The organism is Streptomyces sp. DSM 116793, assembly GCF_057320905.1.
Genome location: NZ_CM170494.1, coordinates 764,749 through 780,812 on the forward strand (window position 1 = coordinate 764,749; position 16,064 = coordinate 780,812).

Annotated in this window: 16 protein-coding genes and 7 tRNA genes; 11 read left to right on the plus strand and 12 right to left on the minus strand. The window is 73.1% G+C overall.

Features of this window, described 5'->3' with window-relative positions; genetic code table 11:
* Positions 1 to 11 precede the first annotated feature (11 nt).
* Positions 12 to 737, plus strand: a complete 726-nt coding sequence (locus ACSMXW_RS03295; protein WP_485803906.1) for an exonuclease domain-containing protein — start codon at positions 12 to 14, stop codon at positions 735 to 737.
* Positions 738 to 866: 129 nt separating this feature from the next.
* Here the strand turns inward: ACSMXW_RS03295 and ACSMXW_RS03300 are convergent.
* From ACSMXW_RS03300 to ACSMXW_RS03315, 4 genes are all read right to left on the minus strand, one after another.
* Positions 867 to 938: transfer RNA gene (locus ACSMXW_RS03300), tRNA-Val, on the minus strand.
* Positions 939 to 977: 39 nt separating this feature from the next.
* Entirely contained in the window at positions 978 to 1,442 is a 465-nt protein-coding gene (locus ACSMXW_RS03305) for an SRPBCC family protein (protein WP_485803908.1), read from the minus strand.
* An 867-nt stretch (positions 1,443 to 2,309) separates the two neighbouring features.
* A tRNA-Val gene (locus ACSMXW_RS03310) sits at positions 2,310 to 2,381 on the minus strand.
* A gap of 100 nt (positions 2,382 to 2,481) precedes the next feature.
* Positions 2,482 to 2,913, minus strand: a complete 432-nt coding sequence (locus tag ACSMXW_RS03315) for a TIGR02611 family protein (RefSeq protein WP_485803910.1) — start codon at positions 2,911 to 2,913, stop codon at positions 2,482 to 2,484.
* A gap of 189 nt (positions 2,914 to 3,102) precedes the next feature.
* Here ACSMXW_RS03315 and ACSMXW_RS03320 point away from each other — a divergent pair, with 189 nt between their 5' ends.
* Both ACSMXW_RS03320 and ACSMXW_RS03325 read left to right on the plus strand, forming a co-directional pair.
* Positions 3,103 to 3,516, plus strand: coding sequence for an SsgA family sporulation/cell division regulator (locus ACSMXW_RS03320; protein WP_003959770.1), 414 nt, complete (start codon positions 3,103 to 3,105; stop codon positions 3,514 to 3,516).
* Positions 3,517 to 4,031: 515 nt separating this feature from the next.
* On the plus strand, positions 4,032 to 4,592 hold the full coding sequence (locus tag ACSMXW_RS03325) for a CGNR zinc finger domain-containing protein (protein ID WP_485803919.1): 561 nt from the start codon (positions 4,032 to 4,034) through the stop codon (positions 4,590 to 4,592).
* 136 nt (positions 4,593 to 4,728) lie between these two features.
* Here the strand turns inward: ACSMXW_RS03325 and ACSMXW_RS03330 are convergent, their stop codons facing one another.
* Positions 4,729 to 4,881, minus strand: coding sequence for a hypothetical protein (locus ACSMXW_RS03330; protein WP_485803921.1), 153 nt, complete (start codon positions 4,879 to 4,881; stop codon positions 4,729 to 4,731).
* A gap of 561 nt (positions 4,882 to 5,442) precedes the next feature.
* Complete coding sequence (locus tag ACSMXW_RS03335; RefSeq protein ID WP_485807760.1) at positions 5,443 to 5,907, minus strand: hypothetical protein; 465 nt, start codon at positions 5,905 to 5,907, stop codon at positions 5,443 to 5,445.
* A 196-nt stretch (positions 5,908 to 6,103) separates the two neighbouring features.
* Here ACSMXW_RS03335 and ACSMXW_RS03340 point away from each other — a divergent pair, with 196 nt between their 5' ends.
* Positions 6,104 to 6,625: a DsbA family protein gene (locus ACSMXW_RS03340; protein WP_485803922.1), complete on the plus strand. Its 522-nt coding sequence runs from the start codon at positions 6,104 to 6,106 to the stop codon at positions 6,623 to 6,625.
* Positions 6,626 to 7,098: 473 nt separating this feature from the next.
* On the opposite strand, the gene ACSMXW_RS03345 is transcribed toward ACSMXW_RS03340, so the two are convergent.
* Positions 7,099 to 7,923 carry a GNAT family N-acetyltransferase gene (locus ACSMXW_RS03345; protein ID WP_485803924.1) on the minus strand — a complete coding sequence of 275 codons (825 nt, stop codon included), beginning with the start codon at positions 7,921 to 7,923 and terminating at the stop codon, positions 7,099 to 7,101.
* A 201-nt stretch (positions 7,924 to 8,124) separates the two neighbouring features.
* Positions 8,125 to 8,946, minus strand: a complete 822-nt coding sequence (locus ACSMXW_RS03350; RefSeq protein ID WP_485803925.1) for an aminotransferase class IV — start codon at positions 8,944 to 8,946, stop codon at positions 8,125 to 8,127.
* 601 nt (positions 8,947 to 9,547) lie between these two features.
* Here ACSMXW_RS03350 and ACSMXW_RS03355 point away from each other — a divergent pair.
* The 5 genes from ACSMXW_RS03355 to ACSMXW_RS03375 all read left to right on the plus strand — a co-directional run bounded on the left by ACSMXW_RS03355 (position 9,548) and on the right by ACSMXW_RS03375 (position 10,026).
* Positions 9,548 to 9,620, plus strand: a tRNA-Gly gene (locus ACSMXW_RS03355).
* 38 nt (positions 9,621 to 9,658) lie between these two features.
* Positions 9,659 to 9,732 (plus strand) — tRNA-Cys (locus ACSMXW_RS03360).
* A 1-nt stretch (position 9,733) separates the two neighbouring features.
* Positions 9,734 to 9,805 (plus strand) — tRNA-Val (locus ACSMXW_RS03365).
* A 29-nt stretch (positions 9,806 to 9,834) separates the two neighbouring features.
* Positions 9,835 to 9,906, plus strand: a tRNA-Val gene (locus tag ACSMXW_RS03370).
* 48 nt (positions 9,907 to 9,954) lie between these two features.
* Positions 9,955 to 10,026: transfer RNA gene (locus ACSMXW_RS03375), tRNA-Val, on the plus strand.
* 256 nt (positions 10,027 to 10,282) lie between these two features.
* Here the strand turns inward: ACSMXW_RS03375 and ACSMXW_RS03380 are convergent.
* The 3 genes from ACSMXW_RS03380 to ACSMXW_RS03390 all read right to left on the minus strand — a co-directional run bounded on the left by ACSMXW_RS03380 (position 10,283) and on the right by ACSMXW_RS03390 (position 12,185).
* Entirely contained in the window at positions 10,283 to 10,561 is a 279-nt protein-coding gene (locus ACSMXW_RS03380; protein WP_485803926.1) for a TFIIB-type zinc ribbon-containing protein, read from the minus strand.
* 129 nt (positions 10,562 to 10,690) lie between these two features.
* Positions 10,691 to 11,641, minus strand: a complete 951-nt coding sequence (locus ACSMXW_RS03385) for a phosphotransferase family protein (RefSeq protein WP_485803928.1) — start codon at positions 11,639 to 11,641, stop codon at positions 10,691 to 10,693.
* Between the two features lie 343 nt (positions 11,642 to 11,984).
* A complete protein-coding gene (locus ACSMXW_RS03390; protein WP_485803929.1) occupies positions 11,985 to 12,185 on the minus strand; it encodes a hypothetical protein in 201 nt (66 codons plus the stop codon).
* A gap of 278 nt (positions 12,186 to 12,463) precedes the next feature.
* On the opposite strand from ACSMXW_RS03390, the gene ACSMXW_RS03395 reads away from it, so the two are divergent.
* A complete protein-coding gene (locus tag ACSMXW_RS03395) occupies positions 12,464 to 13,357 on the plus strand; it encodes an IS982 family transposase (RefSeq protein ID WP_485803931.1) in 894 nt (297 codons plus the stop codon).
* A gap of 443 nt (positions 13,358 to 13,800) precedes the next feature.
* Entirely contained in the window at positions 13,801 to 15,108 is a 1,308-nt protein-coding gene (locus ACSMXW_RS03400) for a serine/threonine-protein kinase (protein WP_485807761.1), read from the plus strand.
* A 66-nt stretch (positions 15,109 to 15,174) separates the two neighbouring features.
* On the opposite strand, the gene ACSMXW_RS03405 is transcribed toward ACSMXW_RS03400, so the two are convergent.
* Complete coding sequence (locus ACSMXW_RS03405) at positions 15,175 to 15,993, minus strand: TrmH family RNA methyltransferase (protein ID WP_485803932.1); 819 nt, start codon at positions 15,991 to 15,993, stop codon at positions 15,175 to 15,177.
* Positions 15,994 to 16,064: the final 71 nt, after the last annotated feature.

Genomic DNA, 16,064 nt, shown 5'->3' on the forward strand with positions numbered 1-16,064 from the left:
TTGGGGTGCACATGACGTGCTGGTACGAGGGACCTCTGGCCGCTTTCGACACCGAGACCACGGGTGTGGACGTCGAGACCGACCGCATCGTGTCGGCCGCCGTCGTCGTCCAGGACGCCCCTGGGGTGAAGCCGCGCGTCCTGCGCTGGCTGGTGAACCCGGGGGTGCCGGTGCCGGAGGAGGCCACGGCGGTGCACGGTCTGACGCAGCGCCACCTGGAGCGGGAGGGCCGCTGGCCCGCGCCGGTGATGGAGGAGATAGGCAGGGAGCTTGCGGGGCACAGCGCGGCGGGCCGCCCCCTGGTGGTGATGAACGCACCGTTCGATCTGACGCTGCTCGACCGTGAGCTGCGCCGGCACCGTGCGTCATCCCTGGCCGCGTATCTGGCGGGCGCGCCGCTGTGCGTGCTGGATCCCCGGGTGCTCGACAAGCATCTGGACCGGTACCGCAAGGGCCGCCGCACCCTCGCCGACCTCTGCGTGCAGTACGGGGTGGAGCTGTCCTCCGCGCATGACGCGGCGGCCGACGCGCTGGCCGCGATGGATGTGGTGCGCGCGGTGGGCCAGCGGTTCGCGGCCCGGCTGGAGCGGCTCACACCGTCCGAGCTGCACGCCCTGCAGACGGACTGGCATGCCGCCCAGGCCCGGGGCCTACAGGCGTGGTTCGCGCACAGCGGCTCCCCCGAGGCGGTGGACCCGTCCTGGCCGCTCCGTCCCGAACTCCCCGCGGCGGCGTGAGCCCTGTCCCGGCAGGAGCCTTGACCCGGTCGCGCGGGGCGCTGCCGCTGGAGGCCTCGCCCCGGGCGGAAAGCAGCGAAGGCGACGTGGGCCCGCATCCACTGCGGACCCACGTCGCCTTCGCATATGTGGGCGATACTGGGTTCGAACCAGTGGCCTCTTCGGTGTGAACGAAGCGCTCTCCCACTGAGCTAATCGCCCGGGAACGAGGTGAACAATACAGGTCCGAGTGCCCGTGGTTCAAACGGATTCCAGGAGGGCGAGCAGCCCGCGCCGCCCGGCGCGCATCATCAGGGCGTGATTGAGGAGGAAGACGGGCCGGCAGGGCACCGCGAGCCGCCGCATGAGGGGCTTGCGCACCTCGACTTCCTGCTCGTACAGGGCGTGGGTGCCGGTGGCGGCTCCGGGGGCGCCGGGCGCGGCGGCGACGGTCCAGCGCGCCCAGCCGTCCAGGTCGCCGCTCATCGCTATCTCCAGGACCCCGGCGTCCGGCGCCCGCCGCCGCTGGCGCGCGGTGACCACGAGGTCGTACGGCAGCAGGGAGCGGAAACGCGCTGTGCCGGAGCGCTCGTCGAGCCGGGTCGCCTCACGGACCTGGGGCCACCACACGGGGTACTCGTGGGCGCGCGCCAGCACCTCGTACACCTTGCCGGGCTCCGCGGGCAGCCGCCAGACACTGCGGAATCGGTAGTGGCACCAGTCCATGGCCCCAGTCTGCCGACGGTGATGCGAGCGCCGGGAACGGGGGTGTTCAGGTCGGATACAGAGGCTTTCGGACGGATACGCCGGGACCAGGTGACGCCCTGCGGGGGACCGGAACGGATCTACGGTGCCGGATCTCGCAGGGTTCCCCGGAGGTGCCCGAGGGAATTCCGCCGCATTGCCCGGACTTTCGTTTCTCGCGTACGCCGGGAACGCATAGCCGACCGCCGGCATGCGCGGAATGCGACCCGCCGGAACGGAAATCGCCGGGATTGCGAAAATGCGGACCGGACCGTCAGGGGTGCGCATGGGCGCAAGGAGCTCCCAAAGGGTGAAGTTCCGTCAGTTTCCGTCCTCCGGACGGACCACGGACCGTATCCGCCAATAAGCGGAACCTCTCCCCCCGCAAGAGTGCCGCGATCGCCCGCGCCCCGCTGAAGGCGCCACGCGGACCAGCCCCCGAACATCCCCCGCACGGCGGTACGCGGACCTTCCCGCGGAGCGTCCGCCACCCCCAGCCGGGGCGCCGCGCCGGTGCGTCAACGGCCGCGAGAGGCAGCGCATGACAACGCTCGCCGGCGCGCCACGAGGCATGCCGGGGGGAGGTCGAGCGAGGGAGAGGGACGGCGGAGGCGTCACCGGGGCAGAGGAAGACGGCAGGGGTCACGGAGGCCGTCGGGCGGTGACAGGGGGCGCGGTGACGGCGGGCCCGCCTCGCGGGAGAGCGCCGGGTCCGTCCTTGACGGAACCGGGCGCACGGCCCGTGAGCGGCTCACGGCGAAAGCGGAAGGCGCACGACGAAAAGCGGGCGCACGACGAAAAGAGGATGGCGCCGCCACGCTGTGCGCAACGGCGCCATCCTCGTTCCGGTGGGCGATACTGGGTTCGAACCAGTGACCTCTTCGGTGTGAACGAAGCGCTCTCCCACTGAGCTAATCGCCCGGGCGCACAGAGAACATTACCGCATGTCAGCGGGTGCCCGTGACCACCCCCGGGGGACCTGCCGCGGCCGCCCCCGACGGCCGGTCGGGCCGGGCGGCGGTCAGCGTGCCGCGTCCCAGGGAAGCGTCCAGCCGAGCTGCCACACGTAGACCCCGACGGCCGCACCGACGGCGATCACGACAGTGCAGGTCACGATGGTGTTCCGGCGCCGGACGGCGGGGTCGAGCGCGCGCCGTGTCGCCGCGGTGACCTTGCGTTTGGCCCAGCGGAGCACGAGTTGCGCCCAGACGAACTCGGTCGCCCAGAGCCCCACCCCGGCGAAGATCACGAGCCAGCCCGGCCCGGGCAGCGGAAGCAGCAGCACACCGCCGCAGACCACGGCGAGGCCCACGATGAAGACACCCACCCGCCAGCTCAGGTGGAGGGTCCGGTTCTTCTTGACGAAATTGGGCGCCCGCGACCCGAGCCCACGATCCGGCGGCTCTTCGGCCATGGTCGAGCCCGACCGGATTTCGTCACTCCCCGTATTCATACGACCAAACGTACCCGAAGCAAACCAGTCACCGGAATGGACGCCACCGGTAAACAGAACTCCGCCGTACGAGCTACCTAAAGACACTCAAAACCCTCAAGGGGGTTTACAACGGCACCGTAGGTGGCATGTCGATTTCGCCGACGTGCGAATCCCCGAGCGCACACTGAGCGAAAGGCCCTGGCGCTTATGAACACCACGGTCAGCTGCGAGCTGCACCTGCGCCTCGTTGTGTCGAGCGAGTCCTCACTGCCTGTCCCCGCGGGACTGCGGTATGACACGGCCGACCCGTATGCCGTGCACGCCACCTTCCACACCGGAGCCGAGGAGACCGTCGAGTGGGTGTTCGCCCGCGACCTCCTCGCCGAGGGCCTGCACAGGCCCACCGGCACGGGAGACGTCCGCGTCTGGCCGTCCCGCAGCCACGGTCAGGGCGTCGTCTGCATCGCCCTGAGCTCGCCGGAGGGCGAGGCTCTGCTCGAGGCCCCGGCGCGGGCCCTGGAGTCGTTCCTGAAGCGTACGGATGCCGCCGTGCCGCCGGGCACGGAGCATCGCCACTTCGACCTGGACACGGAGCTGTCCCACATCCTGGCCGAGAGCTAGGCCAGGGCCGGGAGCGGCCCCGGCGCCGTCCGACTCGGGGAGACGGCGCAAGTCCAGCGACACACGAGCCCACCGCCCACACGAGACCACTACTCCACGCGACAACCGCATAGGGCACTGACCGGCGCCGTCACCGTGGGCGAACCACGGGGGCGGCGCCGGTGCGCGCCCCCGGGCGCCCCTGCACCCGGGCGCCGGTCCTCCGGCGCCCCACTCCCTGCGCGCCGCCGGCCGGCCACCCCGACAGCTCGCCGACCCGCCACCCGCTCCCGCCGGCCCACCGGACGAGGTCCGGCTCCCCGCCGACCCCGCTCGCCGACCCGCTCCCCGCCGGCCTGCTGCCCGCCGACCCGCCACCCGCGCCGGCCTGCCCGCCCGCCGGCATCCCGGCGGCGCCGGAACCCCCGGGTCGGACGGGAACGGATCCGAAGGCCGGGCCGTTCGTGTCGCGAAGCCGCTAGCATCGGCGAGCATCGGCGGGCTCCGGCCCGATCCAGACGGGCAGGGAGCTAATCGTGCTGATCAACCACGACACCCGGTGCGCCCTCGACGCCGTGGTCGATCTGGTGAACTCCGCACCGGACGCGGACGCCCCCGACGGGCTGGCGGATGTGGCGGCCCTGCGCTCGTTCGTGCACCGGCACAACCTGAGCGACGTGGGCGATCTCTCGGAGCGGGACCTCGCCGCGGTACGCGCGGCACGCACCCGGTTCACGGAGATCTTCGCGACGCACGACGCCCGGAGCGCCGCCAAGCTGATCAACGAACTGCTGGCGGGCGCGGGGACGACGCCCCAGCTCACGGACCACGACGGCTTCGACTGGCACGTGCACTACTTCGCCCCGGGCGCGTCCGTCGCGGACCACCTGGCGGCGGACTGCGGGATGGCGCTGGCGTTCTTCGTGGTGGCCGGCGAGCAGGAGCGGCTGCGGCGCTGTGCGGCGCCGGACTGCCGGAACGCCTTCGTGGACCTGTCCCGCAACCGGTCCCGCAGATACTGCGACAGCCGTACCTGCGGCAACCGCCTGCACGTCGCCGCCTACCGTGCGCGACGCAAGGAGGCCACCGCCGGCTGACCGCCGCGCGCGGCCGGAGCCGGAGCGCGACGGCGAGCTTCCTCGGTACCGCTGGACCTTCCTGGTACTGCCAGACCTTCTGGGTCCAGCGGACGGACAACGGACAGGGGCGGTTCTCGGACGGGAGCGCAGCGGCTCAGAGCAGTAACAGATCGTGCAGCGACGCCAGCAGGAGAAGACAGCCGATCACCGTCAGGAAGATCATCAAAGGTGGCTGGGAAAGGGCGAAAAGGCAGCCTCGCCGCTCCTCGGTGGCCGGAGCGGCGTCGCTTTGCTTTGTGTCGAGCATCTCGCCGGCGATAATGGCGCAGGTCAGGCCCCCTTGGCGATCAACACGCCCGAATTGTGCGGTAGTTCGCCGGATTCCGTGACGCGGTGACCGCCAGGTGACGGAGAGTGGCGTAGAATGACGGCCCGCAGCAGTTCTCCGGCGCGCGGGCGCTCACCCAGGGCGCGGAAACCCGCGGAATGCGCCGTGGCAGGCAGCCTCGGAGGATCAGCGTCTTCGGTCTGCGGGCGATCAGCGGGCAGCACGGGGAGGTCAGCGCCGGTTCAGCGCTGGCAGCGCGCAGTGAGCCGGCGGGCGGCACTGCGAGTCAGCCGCCGCCGCACGGGCGCCGTCAACCAGGGCACTCGGGGAACCAGCCGCCGTCGAAACACGGGCAGTCAGCCGGCGGCGCGCGGGGTCAGCGTGGGCGGCACGCGGACGATCAACGCCGGTGGCGCGCGGACGATCAACGCCGATAGCACGCGGACGATCAACGCCGATGGCGCGCTGAGGGCCAACGCCGATGGCGCGCTGACGGTCAGCGGCTTCCGTGCACCTGTGCACGTCCTGGCGAGAGCCCGGTCAGATCCCGTGCTTCTTCAAAATGGCCTCGATGTCGCTGAAGTCGTCGTCGCCACCGCTGCGACCGCCAGGTTGCCTGCCCCGGGCGGGCTTGGGCTGGGACTGCCCGGCACGGCCCGCCGACGGGTCGAGCGCCGGCGCGGAGGCCCCGGGCGCGACGGACTCCCGCTTGGCCGCCTTCGCCGCCCTGCGCTCCTTGCGGGTGCCGCCCCTGCGCCGCTCGACGGCGCGCGTGACCATGAACAGCAGCCAGGCGACACCGAGGACGCCGAAGCCCGCCCAGGCAGTGGGGCTGAACGCCGTGTGGGCCAGCCATTTCACGGCTCCCGTCATGACCAGGGCGACGGGTACGAGGGCGTAGGCGGCGATACGGGTGGCCGCGAGGAAGCGCTTGCGGTAGGCCGTGACCACGGCGATGCCCAGGCCCGCCGCGGACACGGCGGAGCAGACGGTCTCGGCGAGCATCCTGTCCTCCAGGGACGCGGCGGCGGCAACTACCTGCTCCCATCCTGCCCCGGCCCGCACCCCGAGGCCACGCCCTGGGCGCCCCTTCAGGGAGATCTCCGGGTCGGGATCCTTCTCAGGTCCCGCCGAGCGGCTGCCGTGGAACCCGGCGACCATCCGTGCCGGGCGGGCGCCCCCGGGCTGGGAGACTGGACCCATGAACGACTCTTCGACCGCACGGCCCGCCCCACGCCCCGTCCTGGACGTCTGGTGCGAGCTCCAGTGCCCCGACTGCCGCACCGCGCTCGACGACCTGCGCGCGCTGCGCGAGCGCTACGGCGACCGCCTCGAACTGCGGTTGCGGCACTTCCCCCTCGACAAGCACCGGCACGCCTTCGCCGCGGCACAGGCGGCCGAGGAGGCCCTGGCGCAGGGCCGCGGCTGGCCCTACGTGGAGGCGGTGCTCGGCAGGGTCGACGAGCTCGGACGCAAGGGAGAGCCGTTCCTCGTCGAGGTCGCGGGGGAACTGGGCCTGGACGCCGAGGAGTTCGACACCGCCCTCATCGACGGCCGGCACATCCTCGCCGTGGACGCGGACCAGGCGGAGGGCAAGGCGATCGGGGTGACCGGCACGCCCACGTACGTGATCGGCGGGCGGCGCCTGGACGGCGGCAAGAGCCAGGAGGGACTGCGGGCCCGGATCGAGGAGATCGCGGACGGACTGCTGGCGGGCGACTGAGAGCTCCTCCCGGTCGTACGAGGCCCCGGCCGCGCCCGTACGAAACCCCGGGCCGCGCCCCATACGAGGTCTCTCCCCTGGGGGGCGGTGCTTCCTGGGGGGGTCGGTACTTCCTAGGGAGCCGGTGCCTCCCCAGGAGCTGGTGCTTCCGCCGGGCGCGGTGTCGCCCACACAGTCCGTGCCGCCCAGGCACGGCGCTGCCCCACGCGCCCGGCGCCCGGCGCCCCTCCCCAGCCTCAGCACTCCCGTTCCCGGACGCAGCAGCCCGCGCCGCTCCTGGGCAGGGCACTCCCCCGCTCCCGGCAGCGCTCCCCGGCCTCTTCCGGGGAGGGTGCTCCCCGACTCTGCCGGGCAGGGCACTCCCCGCTCTCCCGGACAAGGCAGTGCCCGGCGGCGCGCGGCGCTCCTCCCGGGCCAGGGTTCATCCCTCGCTGGCCGGATCTCGCCCCTCTGGGCGTCCAGACCTCTGTCGTCTAGGCGAGTTGCTTGTACAGTCCGTAGCTCTTCGGCCGGTAGCCGAGGGAGGCGTACAGGCGCAGTGCCGGGGTGTTGCCCGCGAAGACGTGGAGGCCGATGGTGTCGCGGCCCGTGGACAGCGTCTGGTCCTCGGCGACCAGCATCAGCGATCTGCCGTGGCCCCGGCCGCGGTGCGCCTCGTGGACCGCCACGCTCAGCACGAAGCCGGATCCCTCCCTGAAGCCCAGCCAGAGCGTGCCGACCGGCTCGCCCGCGTGCTCCAGGACCGTCACCAGTACGGTCTCGGTGGCCAGGCCCTGGGGCAGTTCGCGGGCGTGGTCGGCCTCCGACTTGGCCCTGGCCTCGGCCTCCGGGACGCCCCGGGCGACCCAGGAGCGGGCGTAGTCCTGCTTCCGCTCCTCGTACCACGGGCCGTACTCGGCCTGCGTCATGGGTCTGGCAACACTGCCTACGGGGAGCTCCGGCCGCTCCCCGCCGAGTGCCTTCTCCAAGGCGCGGCCGCGCTCGCTGTAGCCGAGTGCGCCGGCAAGGCCCAGCGCGGCCTCGGACTCCGCCAGGGCCACCGCCTCGATCCGGGTGCAGCCCCAGGAACGGGCCACCTCCTCCGCGGCCAGCGCGGCCACGGCTCCCCGGCCGCGACCCCGGTCCCGCTCTTCTATGTGCAGCTCCCGTATGACGGCCACCCGGGGGCCGAACTCGGGGTGGGTGGCGAGGTGCAGGGCGCCCACGGGGCGGCTGTTCACACACACCTGGTAGTGGCGGGACAGCCCCCCGTCAGCGGCGCGCTGGAGCGGCTCGGTCGGCCGCAGGGTGGTGGTCATCCCGAGGTTTCTACCCCGATGCCGGCGCGCACGTCACCCGTGTACCGGGCGAATCGGTGGCGGGTCCGGCCCGGGCCGGACCCGCCCGGGCCGGACCGTCCCTCACGCGCGTGTGCCGTACTCCGCCGCCACGCGCGCGAGGCCGTTCAACGATGCGCGGCGCCGGGTGTGCGCTGCGCGCGGCCGGGCGCGCGCCGGAGGTCACGGGTCGAGGTCGGCCCCCGCACGCTCGTCGAAGAGGCGCATCGCCTTGGCGGTGACGGGACCCGGAGCGCCGGACAGCTCACGGTCGTCGACGCGGTGGACGGCCTGGATGTCGCGGAGCGAGGACGTCACGAAGACCTCGTCGGCCTCCCGCAGGATCTCGAACGGCAGGTCCGTCTCGCGTGCGCCGGTCCACTCGACGACCAGTGCCCGGGTGATGCCGGCCAGGCAACCGGAGGCGAGCGGCGGCGTGTGGATCTCACCGTCGAGGACGACGAACACATTGGTGCCGGTGCCCTCGCACAGTCCGCCGACCGTGTTGGCGAACAGCGCCTCGGACGCGCCCTGCTCGTGGGCGCGGGCGAGGGCGACCACGTTCTCGGCGTAGGAGGTGGTCTTCAGGCCGGCCAGGGCGCCGCGTTCGTTGCGCGTCCAGGGGACCGTGATCGTCGCGGTGGTGTCGGGCCTGCGGGCGGCCTCCCCCGCGGCGACGATCAGGGTGGGGCCCTGCTCCCCGCGGTCCGAGCCGAGCGGCGAGAGCCCCCCGGTGTAGGTGATGCGGAGCCTGGCCAGCGGCATGGGATCGGCATCGAGGACGGCGGCGCAGGCACGCCGCACCTCGTCGCGGTCGGGTTCGGGAAGGCCGAGGCCGCGCGCCGAGCGGGCCAGCCGGTCCAGATGCCTGCTCAGCGCGAAGGGCCGCCCTTCGATGGCCTTCACCGTCTCGAAGATGCCGTCGCCGACGGTCAGCCCGTGGTCGAACACGGAGACGCGGGCGGACGCGACGTCCTGGAGCGCGCCGTCGAGCCAGATCTTCACGTAAGGGTCCCTTCACTCGGGCCGGCGCCGCAGGGGTGCCGCTGTACTGGTTCCCACTGTCCCGCTCCGTCCCGCCCGGACGCCACCGCGGGCCGGGGCCGCGGCCGAACGGACATTCCACCGGCGGCCGGGGGCGCGGGTACCGGGCCGCCGCCCTCGGACGGCCGGACACGCTCCGCGACCGAGCGGCGACGCGCCGTCGGCCGGCCGTGCGCAGCCCACCGCCGCCCTGTGCCGAGCCCACCGCCGGCCCCGGCGGGGGCACCGGCGCACCGCACGCGGCGGCGCCACCGGTCCCCCACCTCTCCGCCCCCGGCGTCCACCGGCACCACCGGGAAACCGCTGGACCACGGGGCCGCCGGCCCGCTCGCCGCCCCTCGCCGGGGCGCGGCCGCCGGGCCCCCGGAGCGCGCCGGAGGGGTCGGGCCGTGAGCGGGTACGTGCACGGGTGTGAGTCTAGAACGGGGGCCGCCGAGCCGCCCCGATCACGGCCCGGGGTGGTCACAGCGCAGCACGCTGCGTAAACGCGTTTTTGTACTGGCCCCGGAATCCGCTAGAGTTCACCACGTCACCGGGACGCGGCAGCGGACCGAAGGGACAGGCGGACGTAGCTCAGTTGGTAGAGCGCAACCTTGCCAAGGTTGAGGTCGCGAGTTCGAGCCTCGTCGTCCGCTCGAAGGGTGAAGGGGTCTCCCGGGACTGCGACACCCCTGGTGGAGTGGCCGAGAGGCGAGGCAACGGCCTGCAAAGCCGTCTACACGGGTTCAAATCCCGTCTCCACCTCCATGGACGATTAGCTCAGCGGGAGAGCGCTTCCCTGACACGGAAGAGGCCACTGGTTCAATCCCAGTATCGTCCACTGGACCGGCCCGGTACGGCTGGTTCCCCGCGCGATTAGCTCAGCGGGAGAGCGCTTCCCTGACACGGAAGAGGTCACTGGTTCAATCCCAGTATCGCGCACGCGAGCAGGCGCGGCGCGGCCGTCAGGTCGCGCCGATGCCTTTCCCGGGACGATTAGCTCAGCGGGAGAGCGCTTCCCTGACACGGAAGAGGTCACTGGTTCAATCCCAGTATCGTCCACTCGAACGAGGGCGACGTGTGTCCGTTGAGAACGCGGACCACGCCGCCCTCGTTGCTTTCCACGCGGCTTCGCCGCGCCTGGCGGGGGCTTCTTCGCCACCCGCACCCCCGACGCGCGCCCGGGTGGCCGTCGGTTCGCGGGACCGGGCACGAAGTACACGCACACAGGGCCGACGGCGATGCTCCCGCGCACGGGGCCGACGGCGATGCTCCCGGCCCCGGTACAGATGTGCCGGGGCCGGGGCAACGCGTGGGGTCAGGACGAGAAGAGCAGGCGCCCGAGGCCCCGGTGGTGGCCGTGGTGACCGTAGTGGCCACCGTGCCCGCCGTGACCGCCGTGGCCCCAGGCCGGAGCCGGCGCCGCCGGGTAGGCCTGCGGCGGCGGGGCGGGCTGGGCCCACTGGGACTCCAGCCGGGTCAGAGCCTCCAGCTCGCCGTAGTCGAGAAAGATCCCGCGGCATCCGCTGCACTGCTCGATCTGGATGCCGTTGCGGTTGTACGTGTTCATCGGGGCATGGCACTTGGGACACTGCATCCCGGCTCAACTCCTCGCTGTCCGGCTCGGTTTCGCCGGAACGCTGCCCGGCTTTCGGTCGGTTGCACCCTACTTGGCGGCGCCCTTCTCCCCCTCCCTCGGCACCGCCCGTGTCTTCTCACTCGTGCGTCAGGTCGGCTCCTCCGTCACCACCGGCACATCCGCCATCCGGACGCAGGCGTCGACCATGGCCTCCTCCACCTCGTCCAGGGCGCGGCGCGCGGCCACCGCCTTCGCGATCGCCAGCGCCGCGATCTGCACGCTCAGGGCGCGGGCAGGCACGTCCAGCACGGGCCACGGGTCGCCCACGGGCGGCACGGCGGGCCCACCGGACGCCCGGTAGGCGCCCAGGAAAGAGGCCCACTCCGCGGGGCCCACGACGCCCGCGGCGAACCAGGCCCCGGGCCGGGCCAGGTCCCATCCGGGCACACCGAGGCCCAGATCGTCCACGTCGATCAGCCGCCAGGGCCCCGTGCCCTCCGGGCTGCGCACCAGTTGGCCGAGGTGCAGATCACCGTGGCACAGCCGCCACGGGACCGGCATGGGGGCCTCGTCCCGCGCCCACGCGGGCAGCGCCTCCCAGGCGCGCAGGACCGGTGCGGCACCCGGGTGCGACCCTGCGGCGCGCAGCCGTGCCACGGCGCGCGCGGCCTTCGCGGGGCCTCTCATCGGCGGCAGCGGCAGGGAGAGTTGGGCGGGCTCCACCCTGTGCAGGCGGGCCAGCAGGGCCGCGGCCTCCGCCCAGGGCGCGCGCTCGGGGTCGGTGTCCGGCGCCACCGGCGACCCGTGTGGCCACAGGCTCACCAGGCGGTCCCGCAGGGCGTCGGCGTCCGGGTGCAGTGGCGCCAGCAGTACACCGTCCAGCGCCGGGTGGGCGGCCACCGCCATCCGCAGGGAGAGTTGCGCGGCGTCGGTCCCCGGGGCGTGGGCCTTGGCCACCACCTCGCCATGGCGGACGACGGTGCCGTCGGCGCGGTCGGCGAGCACGGTGCCCGGCTCCGCACAGGCGCACGGCGCGGCGGCCGGGTGCACGGCCCGCCGCACCTTCGCCGTCAGCGCGGGAAGCACGTCTGTGGTCACCGGTTCTCCCTGCGTTCGTACGACGATCCCCTCCGCGGTGAGCCTACGCATCACCGGTGCCGCGCTCCATCCTCCGCGGCCGGGGCCGCGCGCCCCACCGCCCCCCGCCCCACCGGGCCGCCGTGCGTTCCCGCCGCGGCCGGGCCCGGCCGGACACGGCCGCCCCGAACCGAGGCCACCCGCACCAAGGTCCCGCCGCAGCCCCCGACTTCGGTGGAAGAGAAGGCTGCCCGCGCAGCTCCCCAGCTGCGCGGGCAGTGTGCCGTCCGCCGCACCCCCGTCCCCACGGGGTTTCGGGCTGGATGTCCCCGCCCGGGCCGCTCTCCCGGGCCTGGTGCGCCGCTCAGCGCCCCAGCATCACGCCCACGGACGACGCTTGTGTGACCACTGCGTCCCAGCCGCCGAAGGCGACCACGAGCAGGGCCGCCAGGGGCAGGACCATGGCCGCCGCCACCAGCGGGTGGCGGGTGCCGGACGGGCGGGCGCCGAGCGCGGGCCTGCGCCCGAGTGCGCGGATCGCCGTGCGAGGTGCCGTGTCCGCCATGGTCCCTCTCCTGGTCGGTCTGAGTGCCGGCTGTCCGGCTGTGTCCGGTGTGCTGCGGCGGCGGGTGTCGGACCTCGGGGGACGAGTGCTGCACCCGCCGCTTGACGACCAATCTAGGCGCGCGGCCGTTCCGGGACGTCATGCCTTCGTACCGATTGCCGGGCCTCCCGGAGGATGAGCCTCCACGGCCGGAGTACTCCCCTGGGTGGAGAAGAGGGCCTAGACGAGTAAGTCCAAAGGGGCCGGGTGCATGAAGCGAGGGTCTCGTTGGTCCGTTTGTGACGACAGACCTCGAAACCCTCGCGACTGCACTGTACGTGAAGATCGACGACTCTCTGGTGGGATCGCGCCGATGGGGCCGTCCGCCGAGGCTGAGTGATGCAGAGCTGTTGACGCTGGCGGTGATGCAGGCCCTGCTCGGATTCGTCTCCGAAGCCCGCTGGCTGCGTTTCGCCCGCGCCCACCTGGCCGCCGAGTTCCCCTACCTGCCCGGGCAGTCCGGCTACAACAAGCGCCTGCGGGCCGCGAACACACTGATCAGCCGATTCATCCGCACCTTCGCCCGCGACACCGACCTGTGGCACGACGACGTGTGGATCGTGGACTCCACACCCGTCGAGTGCGCCCACTCACGGCCCACCGTCAAACGCTCCGACCTGGCCGGCTGGGCCGGATACGGCTACTGCCCCTCCCACTCCCGGTTCTTCTGGGGCCTGCGGCTCCACCTGATGTGCACCCCCGGCGGGCTGCCGATCGCCTGGGCCCTGGCCAACCCGAAAGTCGACGAACGCGAGGTGCTGGTCGACATGATCACGGGCGACCAGGATCTGCAGGCCACACACCCGGGGCAGACGATCGTCGGCGACAAGGGCTACGTGTCGAAGGATCTCGACGCCTTCATGGCCGCGCGCGGAATGACCCTACTGCGGCCGAGTTACCGCAACCTCAAGCCCCGCCCCGGCGAACACCTGCTCAAGCCCATCCGCCAGCTCATCGAGTCGGTCAACGACACCCTCAAAGGCCAACTCGACCTCGAACGCCACAGGGCGAGAACCCCTGCCGGAGTCCTCGCCCGCGTCGGACAACGCATCCTGGCGATGACAGCCGCGATCTGGCACAACCGCAACACAGGCCGACCCATCACACGCTCACTGACCGCCTACGACCACTGAACCAAAGCCTTCGGACTTACTCGTCTAGGTCTCAGGGTCTTCCCGCAAGGGATGGCCACCGGCGCGCCGGTGGCCGGAGATCGCCGCTGATGAGACGGACACAGGGAGTGATGTCGATCACTTATTCCGGTTCCGTACGCAACGGTTGTGCGATTGCCCGGGACCGGCTCGCCCGCTCCGGGGCGCGCTCTGATGTGCGCCCCCGGCGCAGGCCATGGCCCCCGGCGCGGTGCCACGCCCGTCGTCGGAGGCCCAACGCGCCTGTCCTTCCGCACGGTTGGAAGCGGTGCCGGAGGGAAGACGTGTGGCGGCGCGGTGGGGGCGCGTGTTTTCCCTCTCGCGCCCGATGGCGAGATTCGGTCGGTCCGTGAGGGCGCGGCCTCTGCGCGCACCAGGCCACGGAAACGTAAGCTGTGGCTCGTCAAACGGACCGGGCAACGGGGATGGACATGGCGATGATGCGGCTCCGGCGCGAGGACCCGCGAGTCGTCGGCTCGTTCAGGCTCCACCGGCGGCTGGGTGCGGGCGGGATGGGCGTCGTCTACCTGGGCTCGGACCGCCGTGGCCAGCGGGTCGCGCTGAAGGTGATCCGGCCGGACCTGGCGGAGGACCAGGAGTTCCGGTCCCGCTTCGCACGCGAGGTCTCGGCGGCCCGCAGGATCCGGGGCGGTTGCACGGCGCGGCTGGTCGCCGCCGACTTGGAGGCGGACCGCCCGTGGTTCGCCACGCAGTACGTCCCCGGCCCCTCGCTGCACGACAAAGTGGCCGAAGAAGGCCCCCTGTCGGCGGCCGACGTCGCTGCCGTGGGTGCCGCCCTCTCCGAGGGACTGGTCGCCGTCCACGAAGCGGGCGTGGTGCACCGTGACCTGAAGCCGTCCAACATCCTGCTGTCCCCCAAGGGGCCGCGGATCATCGACTTCGGCATCGCATGGGCGACCGGCGCCAGCACGCTCACCCATGTCGGCACCGCGGTCGGCTCGCCCGGCTTCCTCGCCCCCGAGCAGGTGCGCGGCGCCGCCGTCACACCCGCCACGGACGTCTTCGCGCTGGGCGCCACGCTCGCCTACGCCGCGACCGCCGACTCCCCCTTCGGGCAGGGCAGTTCCGAGGTGATGCTGTACCGGGTGGTGCACGAGGAGCCCCAGCTGCACGGCGTGCCGGACGCGCTGGCCCCGTTGGTCAGCGCCTGCCTCGCCAAGGACCCCGAGGAGCGGCCGAGCACGCTCCAACTCTCCCTGCGTCTCAAGGAGATCGCCGCCCGGGAGGCCCAGGGCCTGACGGACGTCCGGCCTGCCGTCCCGCGCGGCGACCTCGGCCGACCCACGGGACGGCTCGCCGAGGAGTACGCCGAGCAGCGCACCCAGCGCCGCGCCCCCGTCCCGCCCCAGGGCACTCCCCCGCCCCGCAACGGCAGCGCACGGCCCGGCGGCGCACGGCCGTCCGCGGCACGCCCCGGCCCACGCTCCCAGCCGGGCCGTGAGACGACACGCCCGGGCGCGAAGTCCGCGGCGCGCGGTGGCACGGGCCGTAGCGGGCCCCGGCCGTCCGGCTCCGGGCGGCGCCCGGCCAATCCGCGGTTGCTGCGGCAGCGGCTCTTCGTGTTCGTGGTGGTGACCCTGCTGGTCGCACTCGGCATCGCGGCAGCCCAGGGTTGCCAGGGCCCGAGCCGAGGGCTCGGCGGGGCCACCGCACCGGCCCACGTGCAGGTCGGCGGGGCGGCCGGCTGGGCGGGGACCACGGGCGGCCCCTGAGCGGCCTCTGCGGGCGGGCTCCGAACGCCCTGTGGGGCCGCGTGAGGCGGGCCGAACCGCCCGGACTCAGCTCTCCGGCCGCCCCACCGTCACCGCGTAGAACGCGACCGCGGCCGCCGCGCCGACGTTCAGGGAGTCGACGCCGTGCGCCATCGGGATGCGCACCCGGACATCGGCGGCGGCGAGGGCGCGCCGGGACAGTCCGGTGCCCTCGGCGCCGACCATCAGGGCCACCCTGGGCATGCGGTGCGCGCCCACCTCGTCGAGGGCGACGGCCCGCTCGTCCGGCGTGAGCGCGAGCAGCTCGAACCCGGCCTGCCCGAGCGCGTCGAGGCCGCCCGGCCAGGCCGGCACGCGCGCGTACGGCACGGAGAACACCGCTCCCATGGAGACCTTCACCGCACGCCGGTACAGCGGGTCGGCACAGTCCGGTGAGAGCAGGACGGCGTCCATGCCGAGCGCCGCGGCGGAGCGGAAGATCGCCCCCACATTGGTGTGGTCGTTCACGGACTCCATGACCACGACACGGCGCGCCTCCTGCAGCAGTTCCCCGGCGGCGGGCAGCGGCCTGCGCTGCATGGCGGCGAGCGCGCCGCGGTGCACGTGGTAGCCGGTGACCTGCTCGGCCAGCTCGGGCGTGACCGCGTACACGGGTGCGGTGGCGGCCTCGATGATGTCGGCCATGGTGCCGAACCACTTCTCGGACAGCAGCATCGACCGCATGGTGAACCCGGCGTCCAGGGCGCGCCTGATGACCTTCTCGCCCTCGGCGATGAACAGCCCCTCGGCCGGCTCCCGCCTGCGGCGCAGCTCCACGTCCGTCAGGTCGGTGTAGTCGCGCAGCCGGGGGTCGCCGGGATCGTCCACCGTCTGGGGTACGGCCACCGGGGTACCGCCTTCTCTGCTGGTCGTTGCCGGGCTGCGGGGGTGCGGCGCCGGGCCGTGCCGGATGCCTC